The organism is Peribacillus sp. FSL R5-0717 (assembly GCF_038002945.1).
Classification (GTDB): Bacteria; Bacillota; Bacilli; order Bacillales; family DSM-1321; genus Peribacillus; species Peribacillus frigoritolerans.
This window is the reverse complement of record NZ_JBBOOF010000001.1, coordinates 3,968,280-3,988,049: the sequence shown is the minus strand read 5'-3', so window position 1 is coordinate 3,988,049 and position 19,770 is coordinate 3,968,280. Positions and strand designations below refer to the sequence as shown.

General features: G+C 41.5%; 21 protein-coding genes. 6 read left to right on the top strand and 15 right to left on the bottom strand.

The genetic code is table 11. The features are described from left to right. The first annotated feature begins 109 nt into the window (after positions 1–109). Positions 110–526: an organic hydroperoxide resistance protein gene (locus NYE65_RS19270; protein WP_063576989.1), complete on the top strand. Its 417-nt coding sequence runs from the start codon at positions 110–112 to the stop codon at positions 524–526. Positions 527–579: 53 nt separating this feature from the next. On the opposite strand, the gene NYE65_RS19265 is transcribed toward NYE65_RS19270, so the two are convergent. After that, positions 580–1,896 carry an MFS transporter gene (locus NYE65_RS19265; RefSeq protein WP_340861476.1) on the bottom strand — a complete coding sequence of 439 codons (1,317 nt, stop codon included), beginning with the start codon at positions 1,894–1,896 and terminating at the stop codon, positions 580–582. Between the two features lie 177 nt (positions 1,897–2,073). Between NYE65_RS19265 and NYE65_RS19260 the strand changes: the two genes are divergently transcribed. Continuing rightward, entirely contained in the window at positions 2,074–2,895 is an 822-nt protein-coding gene (locus tag NYE65_RS19260) for a glycerophosphodiester phosphodiesterase (RefSeq protein ID WP_268590534.1), read from the top strand. A gap of 348 nt (positions 2,896–3,243) precedes the next feature. Here the strand turns inward: NYE65_RS19260 and NYE65_RS19255 are convergent, their stop codons facing one another. After that, positions 3,244–3,702 carry a hypothetical protein gene (locus NYE65_RS19255; RefSeq protein WP_340861475.1) on the bottom strand — a complete coding sequence of 153 codons (459 nt, stop codon included), beginning with the start codon at positions 3,700–3,702 and terminating at the stop codon, positions 3,244–3,246. Positions 3,703–3,995: 293 nt separating this feature from the next. On the opposite strand from NYE65_RS19255, the gene NYE65_RS19250 reads away from it, so the two are divergent. Further along, the gene (locus NYE65_RS19250; protein WP_340861474.1) at positions 3,996–4,283 is read left to right on the top strand and encodes a hypothetical protein; all 288 of its coding nucleotides are present in this window, start codon (positions 3,996–3,998) and stop codon (positions 4,281–4,283) included. A gap of 28 nt (positions 4,284–4,311) precedes the next feature. Continuing rightward, positions 4,312–5,097 carry a membrane protein insertase YidC gene (yidC, locus tag NYE65_RS19245; protein ID WP_237752152.1) on the top strand — a complete coding sequence of 262 codons (786 nt, stop codon included), beginning with the start codon at positions 4,312–4,314 and terminating at the stop codon, positions 5,095–5,097. An 84-nt stretch (positions 5,098–5,181) separates the two neighbouring features. Here the strand turns inward: yidC and cphA are convergent, their stop codons facing one another. Together cphA and NYE65_RS19235 are read right to left on the bottom strand one after the other, a co-directional pair. Continuing rightward, the gene (cphA, locus tag NYE65_RS19240; RefSeq protein WP_340861473.1) at positions 5,182–7,803 is read right to left on the bottom strand and encodes a cyanophycin synthetase; all 2,622 of its coding nucleotides are present in this window, start codon (positions 7,801–7,803) and stop codon (positions 5,182–5,184) included. Next, positions 7,800–8,612 carry a cyanophycinase gene (locus NYE65_RS19235; protein WP_328178361.1) on the bottom strand — a complete coding sequence of 271 codons (813 nt, stop codon included), beginning with the start codon at positions 8,610–8,612 and terminating at the stop codon, positions 7,800–7,802. Before NYE65_RS19235 ends, cphA begins: the two co-directional genes overlap by 4 nt. Positions 8,613–8,795: 183 nt before the next feature. On the opposite strand from NYE65_RS19235, the gene NYE65_RS19230 reads away from it, so the two are divergent. After that, positions 8,796–9,218: a pyridoxamine 5'-phosphate oxidase family protein gene (locus NYE65_RS19230; protein WP_053534231.1), complete on the top strand. Its 423-nt coding sequence runs from the start codon at positions 8,796–8,798 to the stop codon at positions 9,216–9,218. A gap of 254 nt (positions 9,219–9,472) precedes the next feature. Here the strand turns inward: NYE65_RS19230 and NYE65_RS19225 are convergent, their stop codons facing one another. The 8 genes from NYE65_RS19225 to NYE65_RS19190 all read right to left on the bottom strand — a co-directional run bounded on the left by NYE65_RS19225 (position 9,473) and on the right by NYE65_RS19190 (position 16,690). Continuing rightward, a complete protein-coding gene (locus NYE65_RS19225) occupies positions 9,473–10,513 on the bottom strand; it encodes a M42 family metallopeptidase (protein WP_328178415.1) in 1,041 nt (346 codons plus the stop codon). A 98-nt stretch (positions 10,514–10,611) separates the two neighbouring features. Then, positions 10,612–10,749, bottom strand: coding sequence for a hypothetical protein (locus NYE65_RS19220; protein WP_156319562.1), 138 nt, complete (start codon positions 10,747–10,749; stop codon positions 10,612–10,614). A 30-nt stretch (positions 10,750–10,779) separates the two neighbouring features. Beyond that, on the bottom strand, positions 10,780–10,968 hold the full coding sequence (locus NYE65_RS19215; protein ID WP_054397060.1) for a hypothetical protein: 189 nt from the start codon (positions 10,966–10,968) through the stop codon (positions 10,780–10,782). A 106-nt stretch (positions 10,969–11,074) separates the two neighbouring features. Continuing rightward, entirely contained in the window at positions 11,075–12,838 is a 1,764-nt protein-coding gene (opp4A, locus tag NYE65_RS19210; protein ID WP_249597079.1) for an oligopeptide ABC transporter substrate-binding protein, read from the bottom strand. Between the two features lie 19 nt (positions 12,839–12,857). Continuing rightward, positions 12,858–13,757, bottom strand: a complete 900-nt coding sequence (locus NYE65_RS19205; protein ID WP_034315454.1) for an ABC transporter permease — start codon at positions 13,755–13,757, stop codon at positions 12,858–12,860. Positions 13,758–13,779: 22 nt separating this feature from the next. Beyond that, positions 13,780–14,745 carry an oligopeptide ABC transporter permease gene (gene opp4B, locus NYE65_RS19200; protein WP_328178362.1) on the bottom strand — a complete coding sequence of 322 codons (966 nt, stop codon included), beginning with the start codon at positions 14,743–14,745 and terminating at the stop codon, positions 13,780–13,782. Between the two features lie 15 nt (positions 14,746–14,760). After that, on the bottom strand, positions 14,761–15,687 hold the full coding sequence (locus tag NYE65_RS19195) for an ABC transporter ATP-binding protein (RefSeq protein ID WP_053534228.1): 927 nt from the start codon (positions 15,685–15,687) through the stop codon (positions 14,761–14,763). Then, entirely contained in the window at positions 15,665–16,690 is a 1,026-nt protein-coding gene (locus NYE65_RS19190) for an ABC transporter ATP-binding protein (RefSeq protein WP_340861472.1), read from the bottom strand. Before NYE65_RS19190 ends, NYE65_RS19195 begins: the two co-directional genes overlap by 23 nt. Positions 16,691–17,184: 494 nt before the next feature. Here NYE65_RS19190 and NYE65_RS19185 point away from each other — a divergent pair, with 494 nt between their 5' ends. After that, the gene (locus NYE65_RS19185) at positions 17,185–17,820 is read left to right on the top strand and encodes a Bax inhibitor-1/YccA family protein (protein ID WP_034314277.1); all 636 of its coding nucleotides are present in this window, start codon (positions 17,185–17,187) and stop codon (positions 17,818–17,820) included. 102 nt (positions 17,821–17,922) lie between these two features. On the opposite strand, the gene NYE65_RS19180 is transcribed toward NYE65_RS19185, so the two are convergent. The 3 genes from NYE65_RS19180 to NYE65_RS19170 form a co-directional block, all read right to left on the bottom strand. Continuing rightward, complete coding sequence (locus NYE65_RS19180; RefSeq protein ID WP_034314279.1) at positions 17,923–18,465, bottom strand: acyl-CoA thioesterase; 543 nt, start codon at positions 18,463–18,465, stop codon at positions 17,923–17,925. A gap of 131 nt (positions 18,466–18,596) precedes the next feature. Continuing rightward, the gene (locus NYE65_RS19175; RefSeq protein WP_081088762.1) at positions 18,597–19,061 is read right to left on the bottom strand and encodes a M15 family metallopeptidase; all 465 of its coding nucleotides are present in this window, start codon (positions 19,059–19,061) and stop codon (positions 18,597–18,599) included. 152 nt (positions 19,062–19,213) lie between these two features. Continuing rightward, the gene (locus NYE65_RS19170) at positions 19,214–19,696 is read right to left on the bottom strand and encodes a DinB family protein (protein ID WP_328178364.1); all 483 of its coding nucleotides are present in this window, start codon (positions 19,694–19,696) and stop codon (positions 19,214–19,216) included. Positions 19,697–19,770: the final 74 nt, after the last annotated feature.

Below are 19,770 nucleotides of genomic sequence, written 5' to 3'. Positions count from 1 at the left end.
TATCTTCCAATTTAATACCATTTTCAAACAATACTCGCTTTCATTTTGTTTAACAAGACTTACAGCAGGGAAGTAATGATAGTAAGAATGAATAAAGGAGTTGTTTTCATTGAAACCATTATATACAGCTACAGTTACCGTACACGGTGGTCGTGAAGGACATATTAAATCAGAGGACGGGATTCTGGATTTCGATGTGAGGTCACCGAAGGAATTAGGTGGTTCCGGTGAGCGCGCCACAAACCCTGAACAGTTATTCGCAGCCGGTTACGCGGCATGTTTTGACAGTGCCTTGAATCTTGTACTGCAAAAAGAAAAGAAAAAGGTCGATACGTCCGTGACGGCAAATGTAACGATCGGTAAAGATGAGGAAGACGGCGGTTTTAAATTGGCTGTAAGGTTGGATGTTTCGATTCCCGACCTAAGCAGGGAAGAAGCCGAAGAGTTCGCCAAAAAAGCACACATGACCTGCCCCTATTCAAAAGCAACACGCGGAAACGTCGATGTCACCTTGATTTTGGTATAACGTTTAAGCAAGGGACTGGATACGGCATTAAGGCCGGCTCCAGTCCCTTTTTCTTATTTCACTTCTTCCAATCCCTTCAGTTTCAAAAGAAAGCCAAGACCTATTATCGCCATGATGATCAATGACCCTAGTGCCATCCTGCTCGCCAATGTACCGAGGTCGTGGAATATCAACGTTATCGTTCCATATAATAGCGGACCGATTATTGAAGAGACTTTTCCAGAGAATGCAAATAGTCCAAAAAATTGCCCCCTCTTCTCATCCGGAGTCAATTCAATGATATAGGTCCGTGATGTCACCCACATCGAACCTAGCGAAATTCCGAACATACTCCCTGCAACCCAGAACCAAAGGGCGGTTTGTGCGAAGACCGCTATAAATAAAGCGACCAAGAGCAGAATCCCCACATACGTCACAGCCAGCCGCGGTCCCTTCGACTGTGTGATGTATCCAAACAGAAACGATCCGGCAATGCTCGATACTGTCGATACCAGGTATAGCAAAATGAATCCGCTGGAGGAAAATCCAACAACAGTCTTGGCATATACGGCCATCATGCCGATAGTGGTCGCAATTGCATCATTTAAAAAGAAATAAGCAATCATGAATGTAAAAACCGATCGGTAGGAGCGCATCTCTTTAAATGTTGATTTAATTTCCTTATAACCTGATAAAAAAGGTTCTTTCGCTTTTTGCTGTTTTGGAGATTCTTTTAAAAAAAAGAATAAGGGAAGGGAAAAAACCAGAAATAAAATGGCCGTGGGTATGAAGGCTTCATGTGAACTCCCTTTACTTATGAATGGATAGATTGACAGTCCCACTAACGTTCCAAGGTAGCCTACCGCCACGCCAAACCCTGATATTAGCGGCAATTGCTGTTTCGTGCCTAAATCACTCATCATCGTATCATAGAAAACCAGACTCGAATGATAGAAAAACTTTGCTATCACAAATAAAAGAATGACGATCGCTAAGGAAACGGGAATGCCCAGAATCTTTCCATCCAACGGCGTCCCCCCGAATACCCCCATTAAAAATGTACATACAACGGAAATGAGTGTGAAAATCATAATGTATTTTTTCATTTTTCCCGTTCGATCGATCATGACACCGAACAGCGGGGAAAACAAAACGAGAAACAAACTGGCAATCGCATTAGCGTAGGAGATGAAGGTACTCGCAATCTGATCAAGAACGGCATTTTCCCCAATCTGTTCCTGGAGGAAGAATGGAAAGAAAATCGTATTGATATTAGAAGAAAAAATCGTATTGGCAAAATCGTAAAACGCCCAAGAGAGAATGGGAAGGGAAAAATATAAACCAAAATTCCCCTTCCATTTTTTAGACTTCGGTTTCACCTGCAATTCCATCTGCTTTCCCTCCTTATTGATACTTAAATTATATGTATTCCATACCATTCCAATAAATCCTTTAAGTCGGATTATAACATTGTGTAAAACATGATTTTTTCCTGCCTAACATGTAATATTATGAAATGAGACTGTCCTGCTAATTTTTAATCATTGTGCCTGATAGGAGTGTGAAAGATGACCGCATTTTTTCTTATTATCGTGATAACCATGCTTGTCCTGTTCGCTCTCTACGCTAAAGGATCAAAAAGTGATTTCCCTGAAAGCTTAATAAAGCAGCATTCCCCCATTAAAATTGGCCATCGAGGTGCATCTGGATATTGCCCCGAGAATACAATGGCATCTTATAAAAAAGCCATTGAATTGGGTGCTGATTTCCTGGAAGTGGATATTCACCTCAGTAAAGATGATGTCCTTGTGGTTCATCATGATCCCACCTTGGATCGAACCACAAACGGAAAAGGGAACCTCCGTGATTACACGGCAGCCGAATTAAAGGAACTGGATGCAGGAAGCTGGTATCATTCTCGTTATAAAAACGAAAGGATACCTTTACTAAGTGAGGTATTGGAGAATTTCGGGTCTGAGGTCGGAATTTTAGTCGAATTGAAACATCCCTCTGCTTATCCCGGCATAGAAGAGAAACTTGCCGAAGAATTAGGTAAATTCCAAGAATGTTCAACAAGTAAAAATAAGATAATGGTTCATTCGTTCGATATGGAATCCATGAAAAGGTTTCATCAATTAATGCCGGACATACAAGTGGGCGTTTTGATAAAACGGCGAATCAATGACCAAAAAATAAAAGAGATTGCCGAGTTCGCATCATTTTTGAATCCAAAACAAACGATTTTGAGTACGAAGCTGCAAAAGCGAATCCAAAAGCACGGGATGAAAGTATTTACATGGACCGTCAACAATAAAAAACAAATACACATGTTCAAAATGATGCAGGTAGATGGGATCATTTCCGATTTTCCAGATTATTTTTTGGATTGAAACTTTGAATGATAAGTGATAACTAGTTCTTTACACGGTTCAGGGTGAGACCACTCCGAATCCCTTTTAAAATTCCCTTTGAAATTTTGATAAAAGGTTAAGACCAAAGACTGTAGGCAAAAACATAGTTGATTAGGGCGGGTGTGCGAGACTCCTGCGGGAATAGCGAGTCCAAGGGAGACCCCACAGGCGCAAGTGCGCCGAGTCCGGACCGTCCGCTGAAAGCGAGTGCCCTACGTTCCAATCAACGTCCAAATTTGTACAAGCAAAAAAATGTAGACAAACTCGATTTTCATCGAGTTTGTCTACATTCTGAACAATCCGCAAATGCGGATTGTTTTTTGTTTTTTAATAACAATGAAAGTATTGTATTTCTTGCCCGTCCGTCCCATAATAGGCCCATCGCTGTTGACTTCGTCTCCAACGATAACCTGCCACTGAATTATATCCGACATATGTTGGGTAAAACCAAAATGAACGGCCATTCTTAAGCCAAATATACGTATGTTTGTATAAGCACCCTTTCATTGACCCAGTGTCCATTGCCTTATACATTCCTTCATGAAGTTGTGGAGTGAATAATGGCGGAGCTATATGAGGCGGTCCTCCTCCGTACGGCGGCCGGGGCGGTGGCTGGCCCCCTCCGTGGGACGGACCAGGCGGGCAAGGAGGAGTCCTTACATCCATCATCTGATTCTCTAATGGATATGCCCCTTCCATGAAATGATTGCCCATATTTCGGAGATGTGCATTTCGTTCATTACCGTTATGGTCGTTCTGTTGATTGAATGAATCGTATGGTTTCATACCTTTTCACTTCATAATTTGAACTTCCATTTATCCGTATGTAGACGAATGACCATTTGTGCAACCTTTGCTCTGAACGGTCTCGAATTTGATTTCCATTTGATCTATTTTTGAAATTTATGCATCAGAAAATATTCCCTGTTTATTTTTTGAAAAAACCCCTATATTTTTTAGCTTTCTTGCCCTAGAATTGATATAGTGTTGGTAATGATTTAAATGTGGTCAAAAGTCATGTCAGGCCCTAAATCATTTTTGGACAAATTTTCTTATCTTAGAAAAAACGAGGGATTCCTATGTGGGAATTATTATTAGAATTCGATTATCAAACCGTTCGCCATGCGGTATGGGCAGGTTACTTATTTACCTTTGTCTTTCCACTGGCCGCGTTTTACTTCTTAAATAAAAAGCAATCGCTCTTGAATGACAAATATCAAGCTTCCGTTCATACAGATAAAAGTAAATCCCCTGTTCATACAAGCAGCACCTTTGACTGGCGCGGTGCACAGCGCTTTTTCACCTTTATCCGGCAAAAAGATTCACCAGATGATTCCGATGAGCCAAGCCTCCTTCTAGTTGTTTAAACATTAACAATTCGAGGAGGAAATTATATTGAAGAAGAAAAACATGTTTTTAATTGCCGTCCTATTTTTGGCAACGACCCTTTTGACTGGTTGCTCAGCAGCAACGAGCGGTCCATTTCATACTGCATTGGTTAACCCCATGACAAAAATGCTGGAATTCAATGCTGGTTTATTTAATGGCAACTATGGTTTAAGCATCATCATGATGACATTTTTGATTCGCCTTGTTTTGCTACCACTGACTGCCAAACAATACAAAACACAGCTTAGCATGAAGACGAAGATGAATGGGCTGAAACCGGAAATGACAGCAATCCAGCAGAAAATCAAAGAGACGAAAGATCCTGCTAAACAAAAGGCCCTTCAGCAGGAAATGATGCAGCTTTACCAAAAACATGGAGTCAATCCTTTAAACATGGGCTGCCTGCCGCTCTTAATTCAAATGCCGATCCTAATGGGCTTTTATTATGCGATTCAAGGTTCCCATGAAATTGCGACCCATAGTTTCCTTTGGTACAGCCTAGGTCAGCCGAATATTGCCATGGCGATAATCGCTGGTGTCATTTATTACTTCCAATCGGTCATTTCCGTGAGACAAATGCCGGAAGAACAGCAGAAACAAATGAAGATGATGAGCTTGCTCTCACCAGCAATGATTTTATTCATTTCTTTCTCTGCTCCTGCCGCATTGCCACTATATTGGTCAATCGGTGGTATATTCATGATTGTTCAGTCAATCGTGCTTCAGCGAATATATAAAAAAGACCATGCCGCTGTCCCGGCTGCAAATGAAACGGTCATGAAAAAAAGCTAATCCACTTGGATTAGCTTTTTTCGTACTTTCATTTTCCACTTGCGCTGGAAAGCGATGGGATTTCCAGGATGAGATCACTTTGTTTTATTTCTTCGGCAATAGATTTGTTGAAACCTTTTCGAAAAATTTCTCTACATATGCGAAATCCGTGTAAAAGAACAATAATAGGTCACCCGGTTGTGATTTCTCCCAGGCTTTTATGAATGCGTCCAATTCATTAGGTTCGATGAATGTCCGATCTTTTTGTAACCCAGCTTCTACCGCAGCATCCTGAAGCAGCCCGGCTACTTCTAACGGCTCCCTTCCCCGCAAATCATCGTCTTCTTTAATGATGAACAGATCGGAATTAATGGCCGCTACCTTGGAGAGTCTGATAAGTTCTTCATCAATACGGTCCCCCGGCCCTGCCAAAACAGTGATAAGATGATTTTTGTTATAGGCACTGACCGTTTCGAATATGGCCTTCAATCCCGCTTCATTATGAGCATAGTCGATGATGATCGTGCGCTCTTTCAACTTTTTCAAATTGAACCGTCCTTTGGACAAATTCGTATCAGGCATAAATGTGGCAGCCTTCCTTCTTAGTTCTTCCATGGAAATGCCTTGTGTTTCGGCTGCGGCTAACGCCTGAAGTAAATTGGCGATATTATGACGTGCCATGCCGGAGATCGTAATTGGAACCATGGTGCAATCCATAAATGGATGGATGACTCCATCAGCTGAATGACAAATGACGCCTTTTTCATTGACGTACCAAACTTTACATCCCTTATCTATCGCAGCTTTCACGTGAGGCTGGGTGGCATCTGTAGAGGTGTAAATGACCTCCCCATCTGTATAAGCGTTCATGGCAGCTACATTCGGATCATCTGCATTCAGTACACAATAGCCTGTTTTCATTACGACTTCAGCTACCAGCCTCTTTAATTTAATGAGATCATCCAATGTATCGATTCCATCACGGCCGAGGTGATCCTCACTTACATTGGTGATGATCCCCACATCACATTTACGAAAAGCAAGACCTTCACGCAGAATCCCGCCCCGGGCCGTTTCCAATACGGCAATATCGACTTCAGGATGGGCCAATACCATTCTTGCACTGACAGGGCCACTGCAGTCACCGTGATCCAATACCTCATCGCCGATATATACTCCATCAGAATTTGTCATCCCAACTTTTGTTTTTTCATTAGTAAGAAAATAATGAATCAATCGGGTTGTTGTCGTCTTGCCATTTGTTCCGGTCACTGCAATGATCGGTATAGCCGCCTCTTCCCTGGTCGGAAATAAATAATCGACAATGGCTTTGCCTACATCCCTTTTTTTCCCTTCACTCGGATAATGATGCATTCGAATTCCCGGTGCAGCATTCACTTCAATAATTGCAGTCCTTGAATGTTCGATCGGTTTTGATATATCCTCACAAATAAAATCTATTCCGGCGATATCCAAACCGATCGCTTTCGCAGCTGCAACAGACATATTCTTAATGGTCGGATGAACCTGGTCCGTTACATCGATTGCCTTTCCGCCAGTCGAAAGATTTGCATTGCCGACAACTTGAACCAATTCACCTTGATTCGGAATCGTATCGAGCGTCCGATTCGATTTTTCCAAGTAACACGTCACGGTATGTGTAAGTGGGATTTTTGACATCGGCTTTTCATGACCTTCTCCCCGCAAATCATTACAATTTTCCTTTTCTATCAAACTGCGTATCGTTTCCTTGCCATTGCCAATAACATAGGGTGGAAGCCTCAAACTGGCGGCGATAAGTTCTCCATTAACTATCAGTAACCGATAATCATGTCCTTCAATATGCCGTTCGATAATATACTTCTCCACATGCAACTCCAAACAATTGATCACATTGAATAGCTCATCCTTATTTTTGATATGGGTGATGACACCCTGACCCTGTCTCCCATTATACGGTTTTATGACCAGTGGAAAACCCAGCCTGTCCGCCGAGGCAAAGATATCTTCAATGGAATGGGCAACTTCCCCTTCAGGTACAGGGAGGCCACATCCTCTTAATATGGATTTGGTCAATGCTTTGTCACATGAATTCTCAACCGCAATACTCGAAGTCTGGCTAGAGATTGTCGCCTGGACATACTTCTGCCTTACACCTGTTCCTAAACGCAGTAAGCTTTCATCACCCATTCGCTCGACAGGGATATCTTTTGCTTGCGCTGCCTTAAAAATGGCTTCGGTACTTGGCCCCAATTTATATTTATAATATAACTGCTCTATTTGTTTTACATAAGATTGAACATTTATAAGTTTTTCACCATTCAGGATGGCTTCCGCGATATCTTTTGCTGCTAAAAAAGCTTGAAGACCTGAGTGAGGCTCCTGATAGTCGAAGGTAACATAATAAAAACCCTTCTTTTCCATCATTATCGTTTTTCCGCGAATGGCTTCGATTCCGGCCAAGTTTTGAAGCTCAATCGTCATATGCTCCAATATATGTCCCATCCATGTTCCTTTTTTCAGCCTTTCGGCAAAACCGCCCCGATACCCTTTTGAACATGTATGGCTTCCCAAGTTCGGAAGCGCCTTTAACAATTTTTCATTGAATCCAGGTATCGAATCAGATGGTTTCTGTTCCAGTTCCCCTATATCCAATTCAATGCAAATCGTTGGTGTATAAGCAAAATAATTAGGTCCTTTTAAATAACGGACTCGATTGATCTTCATTGCTGGATCCCCTTTTTCATCAACAATTTCCTTGTAAGCAGGTCAAAACGGTATCCCCTGGTCAGTGCATGAAGGTTAAATCCCGAAAGAGTCAACTCTTCACTGCCATTATCAGAAGATGTGATATTGATATAATCACTAGTGCTGCCATCAAGAACCAATACTTGATGTTGGCCGACTACTTCAAAATGACCGTCTTTAACTAAAATTGCTGTATTTTCATCAATGCCAATACCCATAATTTCTTTTTTCCCTGCTATTGCACTTAACAGACGGTCGAATCGGCCACGCTGGGAAAAATGTTGATCGATTATCAGTCCGTCCAGGAAGCCGAAACCTACGCCAATTTCAACCTTTAACTTATTGTCATTCAGCATCGTGTCAGCAGCAACGATCATATGCTTACCTAAAATCGAAGCGCCAGCACTTGTTCCTGCTATCACCATCCCTTCATGCCAGGCTTTAGAAAGGGCATCGTGGAACTTTGTTTTTCCAATAAGTTCAGACAATCGGCTTTGGTTTCCCCCTGAAATGAAGATGGCGGAAAAAGATGGCAGCTGTTCACAAATTGCCGGATCGTTTGCATCCTGCCTTGAATCCAGCTTGATCACTTCCACCCTGTTCACACCTAAATCCCTGAAAATCTTGATATACTCTGTACTCACTTCCTCAGGAATTTCACTCGCCGTAGGCAATATTCCTATTCCGCCTTCACTATGGGTTGCAAGCTCGACAAATTTATTTAATACTTCACCTTCAAGGCACTTATCCTCTGCCCCGCCAATGATAAGTAATTCACCACAATTCATTCATCATACTCACCTTTACAAATGGATTCACATCATGAAATTTCTCTAAACAGAACACATAATGACTAGTATGGCAACTTCTTTCAGTATTCATTCATAAAAATGGCAAACTGCATAATTTTGTTTAACTTAATGAAAAAAGAGGAAAAGTAATAGAGTAAAAAATAAAAGGAGTGTGCAAAAATGAGCCAAAACCAAATAAAAGAAAAAGTATTGAACATCATCCGTGATCATAAAATAGGAGTTTTATCTTCAGTTGAAAACAACAAACCACATTCACGCTATATGACATTTTTTAATGATGAATTAACTTTATACACACCCACGAGCGGAAAGACGGAAAAAATCGACGAAATTGAAAAGAACCCTAATGTTCATATCCTGATCGGCTATGATAATGAAGGATTGGGCGATTCTTACCTGGAAATCTCAGGTACCTCGAAAATAAACGATTCACAGGAACTGAAAGATAAATTATGGAATGAATCATTTGAAAAGTGGTTCGAAGGTCCGAAAGATCCAAATTATTTAATTCTGCAAATTAAGCCGGAAAGCATACGGTTGATGAACAACAATGGTGAACCTCCACAAGAATTATCATTATAAATCTTTATTTTTTGTACTTACGCCAATTGACGAGTATTACGCTCAAACTCACGAGTAAATGACCAAAATTCACGAGTAAAACACCAAAACTCATCAGTATTTAATCGAAATTCAGGAGTATTACTCCAAATCACGAGTAAATGACCAAAATTCACGTGATAAAACACCAAAACTCACGAGTATAATGAAAATATCGCTAAAAAACAAAGTAAAAGCCCGCACTACTATGATAGGAGTGTGGGCTTTTCTCACGATTATACCAACTCTGATTGGATATAATGCAAAATCAGATTGGCTGTATGCTTTAATGAAGAGACATGTGTACGCTCGAAGGCATGTGATGCATCGATTCCCGGTCCGATCAGGCCATGGACGACATCATATCCTGCCCGGATGGCAGCGGAAGCGTCCGATCCGTAAAATGGATAAATATCGACACGGTAGTCGACGGCATTTGCTTGGGCAAGTGAGACCAGATGCTGACGCAGTTTATAATGATAAGGACCCGAGGAGTCTTTTGCGCAAATGGAAACGCTGAATTCATCCGTCGTTTGTCCATCACCAATCGCGCCCATATCGACAGCTAGATATTCGACTGTTTTCTTAGGGATATTGGAATTTCCTCCATAGCCGATTTCTTCATTGTTGGAAATCAGGAAATGGGTCGTATATGCCAATTTTATCTTTCCTGTGGAAATGAGATCAATGATATGAAGGAGGATGCCAACACTAGCTTTATCATCCAAATGCCTTGATTTCAAAAAGCCTGTATCCGTCACTTCCACTCTCGGTTCAAAGGAGACAAAATCTCCAACAGAAATGCCAATGGCCTCGGTTTCCGCCTTCGTTTTCACGACAGCATCTATCCGGACCTCAATCGTTTCATCATCACGCTTGGCATCCCCGGCATTTTTATAAACGTGGACAGAGGTCTGATTGATTAAAATGGTCCCGGTGATAATGGCTCCGTCAGCTGTATGGATTTTACAATACTCCCCTTCCACTGAGTTCCAGCGGAAACCGCCGATCATCGTCAATTTAAGGCGGCCATTCGCCTTGATTTCCTTTACCATGGCTCCCAGAGTATCGACATGGGCAGTCAGCAAGCGTTGTTTGTTATCATCTTCGCCTTTTAATGTAGCAAGCAATGCCCCTTTATTCGTGATGTTATATGAAACCTTCCTCTGCTCCATGAAATCGGCCGCGTATTTAATGGCTTGTTCAGTATAGCCGGAGGGGCTGGGTATGGACACCAATTCTTTTATGTAAGATATGATTTCTTTTTCTTCGATCACGCTCATGCATATCTCTCCTTTCCTCTTTGTTCATTATATCTTTTCATGGCAACTTTTAACATATTAAAGGACCGCCAAAAGGCGGCCCTTTAATAGATTTAACTCATAAAAGCCATGACAGGCAAGATGGCCATAGCTAATGTTGCAATTCCATATAACGCTAAATTCTCCATATTCACTCTTCTTTTCCACTTATCGCGCCATACCTTGTATCTGTCCATATCTTCGTTTCTCATAAAAAAACCTCCTATGATGAAAGTTCAACTTCACTTCAATTGTCTTTGTTTGTTGGACATTTCCTTCATATATTCCAAGAAGGCAATTCTCTTTTCCTCTGGATAGGCTACAATGTCTGCAATGATTTCCTCTTCGAGAGGTTTCAGTAAACGGCCAACCGATTCAGTAAACAATATTTCTAACTCTCTCTTTGTTTCATTAGGATTTCTCACTTCCATCAATATCACCCTTCCAATTACTTACTATTATCTATATAACCTTTATCCACTTCATTGAAACGCAAAAAAATCGACCGCCACAAAGGCAGTCGATAGTCAGCTTAAATTATTTCGTTACCCCGACATTATGCCATTGATATTGACGGCCTGCGAGATAGTCGTAACCTGTAACGCGTTCATTCACTCCAGCCAATTGATAACGGAATAATGTCGGAATGACCGGAACCTCTTCATGAATCAATTCTTGCCACTCATTATACGTATCGATTCGATATTGATCATCGAAGGCTTCCTCTGAAATCCCTTTAGCAAGAAGTTCATCATTTTTTTCACTCACCCAGCGGGTATAGTTAAATTCTGCAGACCTGGACCATATTCCTGATGGATCCGGATCGGAAGCAACACCCCATGCAGCTTGATAAATATCAACTTTATCATTATCCTTTTTCAGCAGGTCGTAGAAAGAATTGAACTCATGCAGCCTTCCATCCTGCAATTCGACGTCCAACCCTACTTGTTCCCATTGCTGGATATAATATCTTGCCAGTGGCTCAGAAACATCGGAACCGCTCATGGAAGCAAAGTTGATTTTGAACTCTTTTCCATCAGCATCCTCACGAATGCCATCGTTATTCGTATCTACAAATCCTGCTTCATCCAAGAGTTCCTTAGCTTTTTCAGGATTATATTCATATGCTTTTAAATCTTTATTGTTATATTTAAAGTTCGGTGTAATGACAGAGTTGGCAGGGAAGCGAAGGCCCTTGAACATCTTTTCGCCAACTTCTTCATTATTGATGGCATATGCCATCGCCTGACGAAGGCGTTTGTCTCCGAATTTCGGATTCTCATCCATAACATTTTCTTCTTTTTCCTTATCATAATGACCGAAGTTGAAACCAATATAGGTATAAGCCAATTCAACTTTCCCCAATAATTCGACATTATCCAATTCCTTTGCTTGCTCATATTGCTCCGCCAGGACCTCCGCTACATCGAGGTCACCATTTTCAAGTGACTTGACGACAACAGACGGATTCACGACTTTTAATGTGACACTGTCCAATTTTGGTTCACCGCGGTAATAATCTTTATTCGCTTCGAATTCGACCGCTTCCCCTTGAACGATTTTCTTCACTTTGAATGGTCCAAAACCAATCGGATTTTTACGAATTTTATCAGAAGATTCCAAATCCGCAATCGGAACATCTTTTAAGTATTCTTTATGAAGCGGGTATGTCCATAATCCGGTCGTGACCGACGGGTTCGCTTTTTTGAATGTGAAAGTGATTTTCTTGCCATCGACTTTAATGCCTGAAATCTTATCTGCTTTCCCTTCATGATACTCTTCCATACCCTCGATCAAAGCCATTTGCTCATCATAGCGGACACCTTTGTAATCTTTGCTTCCCATGACAAGATATGCATATTCCAAATCGGCGCCTGTCACAGGCTTTCCATCATGCCAATTTACATTATCCTTGATCGTCAGCGTGACCGTTTTATGATCGTCCGATATCTCATAGGAAGCGGCACCTTCATTCGTATATACATAGTTTTCGTCTGTATCCAATAAATCTTCATCAAAGAATGTGATAACTTGGTTATCGGGTTCGCCTTGATAGAAAACTTTGTTTAATATCCCTTCAAACGGGGTATCTGATACCAAACCATATGTCAAATGGCCGCCTTTAATCGGCTCTCCTTGATTCGTCGTCTTTGTCGGGAATTTAGAGGTATCGACCTGTTCGACATCTTTCCCTTTTTTCTCTTTCGTTGACGATTTCTCCGTATCATTCGAACATGCAGCAAGCAGTAGAGACGAAATGGCCAATGCACTTAATACCTTACTGTAGCTTTTGATTTTCATATCATACACTCCCCTTTTTTTATCCTCTTCTTTGTCTTGCATCGGCTGCGCGTTTTAACGCTTGACCAACGAAATTTATACTCAGCATCAACACTAAAATCATGAGTGATGCGGGTACCCATATCCACCACTTGTTTTCCAGAACATCTGGATTTCGAGCATAACTGATGAGCGTCCCTAAACTCGGGGTGCTCTCCGGAAGGCCGAACCCTAAGAAAGTCAAACTGGATTCTAAGCCAATATTGCCAGCAAGGTTCAAAATGAAGTTAACGATGATCAATGAACTGACATTGGGCAGAAGCTGAAACAGGATGATTTTCCAATGTGGCGTCCCGAGAGTCTGTGAGGCATGAATATAATCCAGCTCACGCTCAGACAAAGCCTTAGAACGAATCAGCCGTGCCTTTCCTGTCCATAAAAACATCGTCATGATTAAAATGAAAACATATACATTGAAGATCGGTACAATCGTAACCACAACGATGATGAACATCAATTGCGGCAGGGCAATCACGAAATCGATAACACGCATGATCACATTATCGGTTGCCCCACCAAAGTAACCGGCAAGAAGTCCTAAAGATAAACCGATGATAGCCGTGAATAATGTAATGAATAAACTGATCGTGAATGAATTTCTGGTACCGATTATCAGTTGTCCGAATACATCCCGGCCGCCATAATCGGTTCCAAGCCAATAGTCTGAAGATGGTTCCATATAAATGGAGAGAAAATCGACTTTGGCTATTTCCTTGGCGTCCATGAAGAACGACGCACCGTAAACAAAAAGCAATATGGCTGCTAATATAATCAATGAGCCCATGGCAAGTTTATCTTTTTTGATTTCCTGCCAGATGATTTTCATTCCTGAAGGGCTCACATCGTTAACTTGTATGTTCTTTCCGGTTTCCACTTTCATTTCCATACGACTCACCCCGCTCCTATTCTATCCGTATACGCGGATCGACCGCACTAAGTATGATGTCCGAAAGAAGAGTGCCAAGCAGAGTGGCAAATCCCGTCATCATGACGATGGCCGTGACAACACTGAAATCCCGCAGACTTACTGAACTAAGGAAAAGCTGCCCAAGTCCCGGATAACTGAAAATGGTCTCGATTATGACCGCGCCGCCGATCAATCCAGTAATTTCATAACCTAAGAATGCTGCTATCGGTAAAAAGGAATTTCTCAGGATATGCCGTGAATACACTTTTGATTCAGGCACACCCTTCGAACGCGCTGTCCTTACAAAATCCTTGATTTTATTATCGATGATTTCATTTCGCAAATATTGGATCGTACTTGTTGTTGCAATTAAAGCTGTACTTAAAGCTGGTAAAATCAAATGATTGATCTTGCTTACAACATAGGCGAATGTTCCTTCATCCACTTTTGAATCGACACTGCCTCCAGACGGGAACCAATCAAGGGCAAATCCGAAAACGAATAACATGATTAAAGCAAAAATGAAAATTGGCGTGCCAAACCCTAAATAGCTATAACCCGTAACGGTTTTATCCACCCAGGTATCGTTATACCTTCCGCTAAGTATGCCTAATGGTATCGCAAGCATATATGTAAAGATCAGCGTGACCAACGCCAGGAACACCGTATTCCAAAGCCTGTCTTCGATCACATCCATAACGGGCGTCTTATGTGTATAGGAAACACCGAAATCACCCTGTACTGCATTGGATGCCCACCTTAGATATTGTTGGTACCAAGGGTCATTCAAACCCAGCTCTTCCCTGATCCTATCAAGCTCGGCTGGATTGGCCCTAGGGTTTATTTCCTGGCCAGACAGGGCATCTCCGGGCATTGCCTTTGCCATCATGAAAACGATGATGCTCAATAAAAAGAGCTGCGGGATCATAACTAATAATCGTCTTAGGATAAATTTCCACATATTCCTTCCACCTCCTTATTGTAATGCGACTCTATGTGTCGATGAGATTGGCTTCAAATCGTAAGCACGTCCATTCTCATCGAAATATTTTGAGTAGGTAGACTCATATTCCGAGGTGAGTTTTTTTCTAAGCTGCACTTTATCTTCACGGACTTCCGGCTCTAAATCAGGAATGGCGGCAATCAGGCGCTTCGTGTATATATGTTGTGGATTTTCATAGATTTCCTCGCTTTTTCCTTCCTCTACCAATCTACCGCGATACATAACGCCCATCCGGTCACACATATGCCGGATTACACCTAAATCATGCCCGACAAATAAATAAGTCAAATTGAACTCCTGTTGGAGATCCTGAAGAAAATTCAACACCTGTGCCTGAACGGAAACATCCAGGGCTGACACCGGTTCATCCGCAATGATCAGTTTAGGTTTCAATGTCAATGATCGGGCAATCCCGATCCGCTGGCGCTGACCTCCTGAAAATTCATGAGGATACTTGTGAATCGACTCCGGACTCAGTCCGACTTTGTCCAAGAAGTCCTGTACGATTTTCTTTTCCTCTGAAGGGGATAACCGTTCGAAGTTCCTCAGCGGTTCGGCAATGATGTCAAGTACCCTCTTCTTCGGATTCAATGATGAATACGGGTCTTGGAAAATCATTTGGATATCTTTTCTGAACGGTTTAATTTCTCTTCTACTTAAAGAAGCTAAATCCCTGCCTTCAAACAGGATTTGTCCGGATGTCACCTCATTCAGTTTGACCACTGCCTTGCCTGTCGTGGACTTGCCGCTTCCGGATTCCCCGACCAAACCATATGTTTCCCCTTGCTGCAACTCAAAGGAGACACCGTCAACTGCCTTTACGTGATCGACCACCCTTCGAAAAAAACCGCCCCTTATTGGAAAATGCACTTTTAGATTATCTAATTTTAGTAATGTCATGAACCGATGCATCTCCTTCAGCTTGAAAATAGAATGCTTTATAGCAGGTACAGCGGACAAAATGACCGTTGCCCACTTCGTGAAGCCGGGGTGTCTCTTCATGCGCATGTTTTGGTATCCATGGAATCCTATCTTGGAAGCGGCATCCGATCCGATCCATTTTGGCTATCGATGGAACGATTCCCTCGATAACATGCAAACGGTTTTTCTCGTTTGCGGCCGAAGGAATCGAATTCAATAATGACCTTGTATATGGATGCAGCGGATTGTTGAATATCGCTTTAACACTTCCCGTTTCCACTACCTGACCTGCATACATGACAACGATCCTGTCAGCGACCTCTGCTACAACGCTCAGATCATGTGTAATTAAGATGATCCCCATTTTTGTCCTGCTCTGGATATCCTTCAGCAGATCAAGTATTTGCGCTTGGATCGTAACATCCAAAGCCGTCGTGGGTTCATCGGCGATGACCAGTGCAGGGCTGCAAGCAATGGCAATCGAGATCATTGCCCTTTGCCGCATTCCGCCCGAGAGCTCATGCGGATATTGCTTGTACGTCCGTTCAGGGTATGGAATTCCCACTTGTGTCAAAAGTTCGATCGTCCTGTTCTTTTTTTCAGCACTGGAGAGTTCAGTATGGTAATCAAGATTCTCCTCGATCTGTTTTCCGATGGTCATGAGCGGGTTCAAAGCCGTTAAAGGTTCCTGGAATATCATACCCAATTCCTTACCACGGACTTTATTCATTTGTACATCATTCAACTTAAGGAGATTTTGGCCATTATAATGGATGTTTCCTTCGGATTTCGTTCTTTGCTTATTATGTAATTGCATGATGGATAAGGCCATTGCACTCTTTCCACACCCTGATTCTCCAACAACTGCTACAATTTCATTTTCATTCACCGTAAACGAAACATCATCCACCGCTGCATGATATTTGTTACCGATTCGGAATGAGGTAGTTAGGTTTTCTATTTGCAAAATAGCTTTCTTCATCCTTGCTCCCCCTAAACTATTTTATCGGGAAAATAATTAATCTTCTGATAATTATTTAAAATTTTAATCATTTTTTTACAATTATACAATAGTTTTTATAGAAAATAATCACATTTTTTTCATATTTTATAACTTTAGGAATAATTTTCTGCAACATAAAAACGTTTCCTTTATAACTGTTATACAGTAAAGTTTTGAAGTCCGATTAAATATATAGAATCCATAATTTCGGATTTATTATTTCGAGATAGCTTTTTTTGAAGTTTATGTCTATTTATTGACCTTATCGTTTTACTTACCGCGGAATGGTTTCGTTTGAAGTATTTTAATATTTCAGAAAAATTAGTATATTTGTAAGAATATCATAGAAAAGGTAATTACTTCATATATATTTCAATACTTTTAAAAAAACACCAAATTTTCATTGTATGCAATGAAACCTTTTTAAAACAGATTCGTAGAAAACGGTAGAAAATAAATGATGGGGTGATTGAATGTATTCACAAACTGTACAAACATATATGCCGTCCGTCATGCGGACGTTCGCTTTATCTCTTGCCGTTTCCGTTTTAGGTATGGCTCTAGGCACTCTTGTTCCGCCATCCTTGTTTCTTCCCTTGGCGATACTTGAGATTGCCATGTTGATTGGAGCATTCATATTGCGAAGGAAAAAAGCCATCGGTTACACATTTTTGTATATTTTCACGTTGATTTCCGGAATTACGACCTATCCGATCATTGCCCACTACCTAGCCGCAGCAGGGGCAAATGTGGTGATCCTGGCAGGTGTTACGACGACAGTCGTATTTGGAGGACTGGCGGTTTATGCCACAACCACCAAAAGGGACCTTTCATTCTTGGGGGGGATGTTATTTGCGGCCTTGCTAGCTTTAGTTGTCATTAGCATTTTCAACATTTTCTTTCCATTAAGTTCTACAGCCATGCTGGTCTTTTCATTTATAGGGATTTTAGTTTTCAGCGGTTATATTTTATATGATTTCAATCGAATGAAGCATTACGGGGTAACAGCCGAAGAAGTACCGCTCATGGCGTTGAATCTATATCTTGATTTCATTAACCTATTCATTAACATCTTGCGCTTCTTTGGTATTTTAGCTAGCGATGACTAAAAGACCTAACAAGGGAACATAAACAAGACGCTTGGAATTATCCAAGCGTCTTTTCACTTAATGTCTCGATCATCAATAAGAACGGCTGAAGGGATGCCTATCTTATTTATACAATCCTGGATTTGATTGATCGGTCCATGGCAGTTTCACACCGAAAGTACTTGCAATGAACTGTGTATCTTCCCTTCTTTTTTTCCTTATTTGGGCCCGTTGTTTTGCTGATTCATTTAAATTCATTTCCATCTCCGTTTCCGGAACCAAACGGGGAACAGGAATTGGTTTACCTTCTTCATTAATGGCAACAAATGTCAGGAAGGAAATGACGCATAAATTTCGGGCTCCTGTAACTAAATCCTCTGCAATCACCTTTACGATGATTTCCATTGATGTTCTGCCCGTATAAGTCACGAAGCTTTCAAGGCAAACTGCATTTCCTTCGTGAATAGGGTGCAGGAAATCGACGGAATCAGTTGATGCCGTAACGACGTTGCTTCGCGCATGACGCATGGCTGATATAGCCGCTACATCATCAATGTATGCCATTAATTTGCCTCCGAACATCGTACCAATATTATTTGTATCCGGCGGGAGGACCAGGCTTGTTTTTATGACCAAAGAGTCCCGGCAATTTTTTGTTTCTTCCATGGTGACTGCACTCCTTTATGTCTGATTTCTCACTAGTTCACTTTATCGAATTCTTACCTGTAAAGCAATTCACATGCTTATTTTCCTGCTATTAGTCAAAATTATGCGGCTTATAATGAAGCCAACCACTTTCACTGCCCTTTTGGCTGCTTGCCTTGCTGCAGCTCACGCAGGCTTAAGCCAAATGTCATTTGTAAATGCGGATAATCCTTGAACCCTGCCCAATCCCCTCCCCAATCGAAACCTAACCCTTTAGCGATTGTTACGACTTCCATCCAATCTGACTTTCCATTATCGTTACCGTCATAACTCATATCCCAAATGGCCTCGCCTTGTTTGTTAAGGAGGGCAAAATCTATAGCCAAACCGAAATTATGCAGCGACTCGCCACCTCTTGCATTCGTTACGATGTTGCCCGGGTCTGATCGGCCCTTTTCATAGAGTTCATTTTGCTCGGCTAAAGACCGGAATCCGGCCGTAATGATTACCGGGATGCCTTTGTCCTTAGCCAGTTGAATGAGCTCGTCTTTTTTTTCGGCGACGATCGGATTCAGCTCGTCAGTCAGTTCGATTTCGTCTAGATCAGGCGGAAGCATATACTTGAACAATAGCCACAGCAGCAATCCGAAAAAGCCCAATACCAAACATGTCCTTATCCAAGTGGCTTTCACTTAAAAAATCCTTCCTTTACGAAAATATCTATCTGAAAATGAAAAACTCAACCAAAGACGGATGAGTTTTTCTTCTATTATAACTTTGCTTTTAATTCTTCAATTTGCAATAAATGCCGTTTTTCATGCAGTCCCACGAACGGAATCCATTGCTTCAGGCTTAAATCTTTGAACAAAGGATGCGGAAAAGACTTTTGTTCGAGATCAATTTCCTTTGCATGGTCAACGACATGTACAAAAGCTTTTCGGGATTTGGACAACTTCTCCTTAACTTCACTCAAAGTTTGGTATGATTCCGACGGAGTGACAAATGGCGGGGCCTGGACCTTCATTTTACGATTTAACGTAAGTTCTATCGGTTTATCCACAGCAGGAATGCTTTCATCGCTTTTCAATTTATCGGAAATGCTCTTTGTTATGGCCCTCTCCATTAAATATAAATGATCCAAAACCTGGATGATGCTCCATCTTCCTGTTTCAGGTTGGGCGTTCAGCTGTTCATCCGATAGTCCGTTGACCGCATTTAAAAGTTCTCCCCTGATTTTTTCATTTTCATTCATTTTAGCATCTCCTCTTATCAGCCTCGCTAATCTCCTTTAATTATTCCATGTCCTATAGGAAAGTGTAAAATAAT

Excerpts from the sequence above, each read along its gene's own strand:
- NYE65_RS19265 (WP_340861476.1), bottom strand. The coding sequence starts at position 1,896 with ATGGAATTGCAGGTGAAACCGAAGTCTAAAAAATGGAAGGGGAATTTT.
- NYE65_RS19260 (WP_268590534.1), top strand. The coding sequence starts at position 2,074 with ATGACCGCATTTTTTCTTATTATCGTGATAACCATGCTTGTCCTGTTC.
- NYE65_RS19255 (WP_340861475.1), bottom strand. The coding sequence starts at position 3,702 with ATGAAACCATACGATTCATTCAATCAACAGAACGACCATAACGGTAAT.
- NYE65_RS19250 (WP_340861474.1), top strand. The coding sequence starts at position 3,996 with ATGTGGGAATTATTATTAGAATTCGATTATCAAACCGTTCGCCATGCG.
- cphA (WP_340861473.1), bottom strand. The coding sequence starts at position 7,803 with ATGAAGATCAATCGAGTCCGTTATTTAAAAGGACCTAATTATTTTGCT.
- NYE65_RS19235 (WP_328178361.1), bottom strand. The coding sequence starts at position 8,612 with ATGAATTGTGGTGAATTACTTATCATTGGCGGGGCAGAGGATAAGTGC.
- NYE65_RS19230 (WP_053534231.1), top strand. The coding sequence starts at position 8,796 with ATGAGCCAAAACCAAATAAAAGAAAAAGTATTGAACATCATCCGTGAT.
- NYE65_RS19220 (WP_156319562.1), bottom strand. The coding sequence starts at position 10,749 with ATGAGAAACGAAGATATGGACAGATACAAGGTATGGCGCGATAAGTGG.
- NYE65_RS19215 (WP_054397060.1), bottom strand. The coding sequence starts at position 10,968 with ATGGAAGTGAGAAATCCTAATGAAACAAAGAGAGAGTTAGAAATATTG.
- opp4A (WP_249597079.1), bottom strand. The coding sequence starts at position 12,838 with ATGAAAATCAAAAGCTACAGTAAGGTATTAAGTGCATTGGCCATTTCG.
- NYE65_RS19205 (WP_034315454.1), bottom strand. The coding sequence starts at position 13,757 with ATGAAAGTGGAAACCGGAAAGAACATACAAGTTAACGATGTGAGCCCT.
- opp4B (WP_328178362.1), bottom strand. The coding sequence starts at position 14,745 with ATGTGGAAATTTATCCTAAGACGATTATTAGTTATGATCCCGCAGCTC.
- NYE65_RS19195 (WP_053534228.1), bottom strand. The coding sequence starts at position 15,687 with ATGACATTACTAAAATTAGATAATCTAAAAGTGCATTTTCCAATAAGG.
- NYE65_RS19190 (WP_340861472.1), bottom strand. The coding sequence starts at position 16,690 with ATGAAGAAAGCTATTTTGCAAATAGAAAACCTAACTACCTCATTCCGA.
- NYE65_RS19185 (WP_034314277.1), top strand. The coding sequence starts at position 17,185 with ATGTATTCACAAACTGTACAAACATATATGCCGTCCGTCATGCGGACG.
- NYE65_RS19180 (WP_034314279.1), bottom strand. The coding sequence starts at position 18,465 with ATGGAAGAAACAAAAAATTGCCGGGACTCTTTGGTCATAAAAACAAGC.
- NYE65_RS19175 (WP_081088762.1), bottom strand. The coding sequence starts at position 19,061 with ATGCTTCCGCCTGATCTAGACGAAATCGAACTGACTGACGAGCTGAAT.
- NYE65_RS19170 (WP_328178364.1), bottom strand. The coding sequence starts at position 19,696 with ATGAATGAAAATGAAAAAATCAGGGGAGAACTTTTAAATGCGGTCAAC.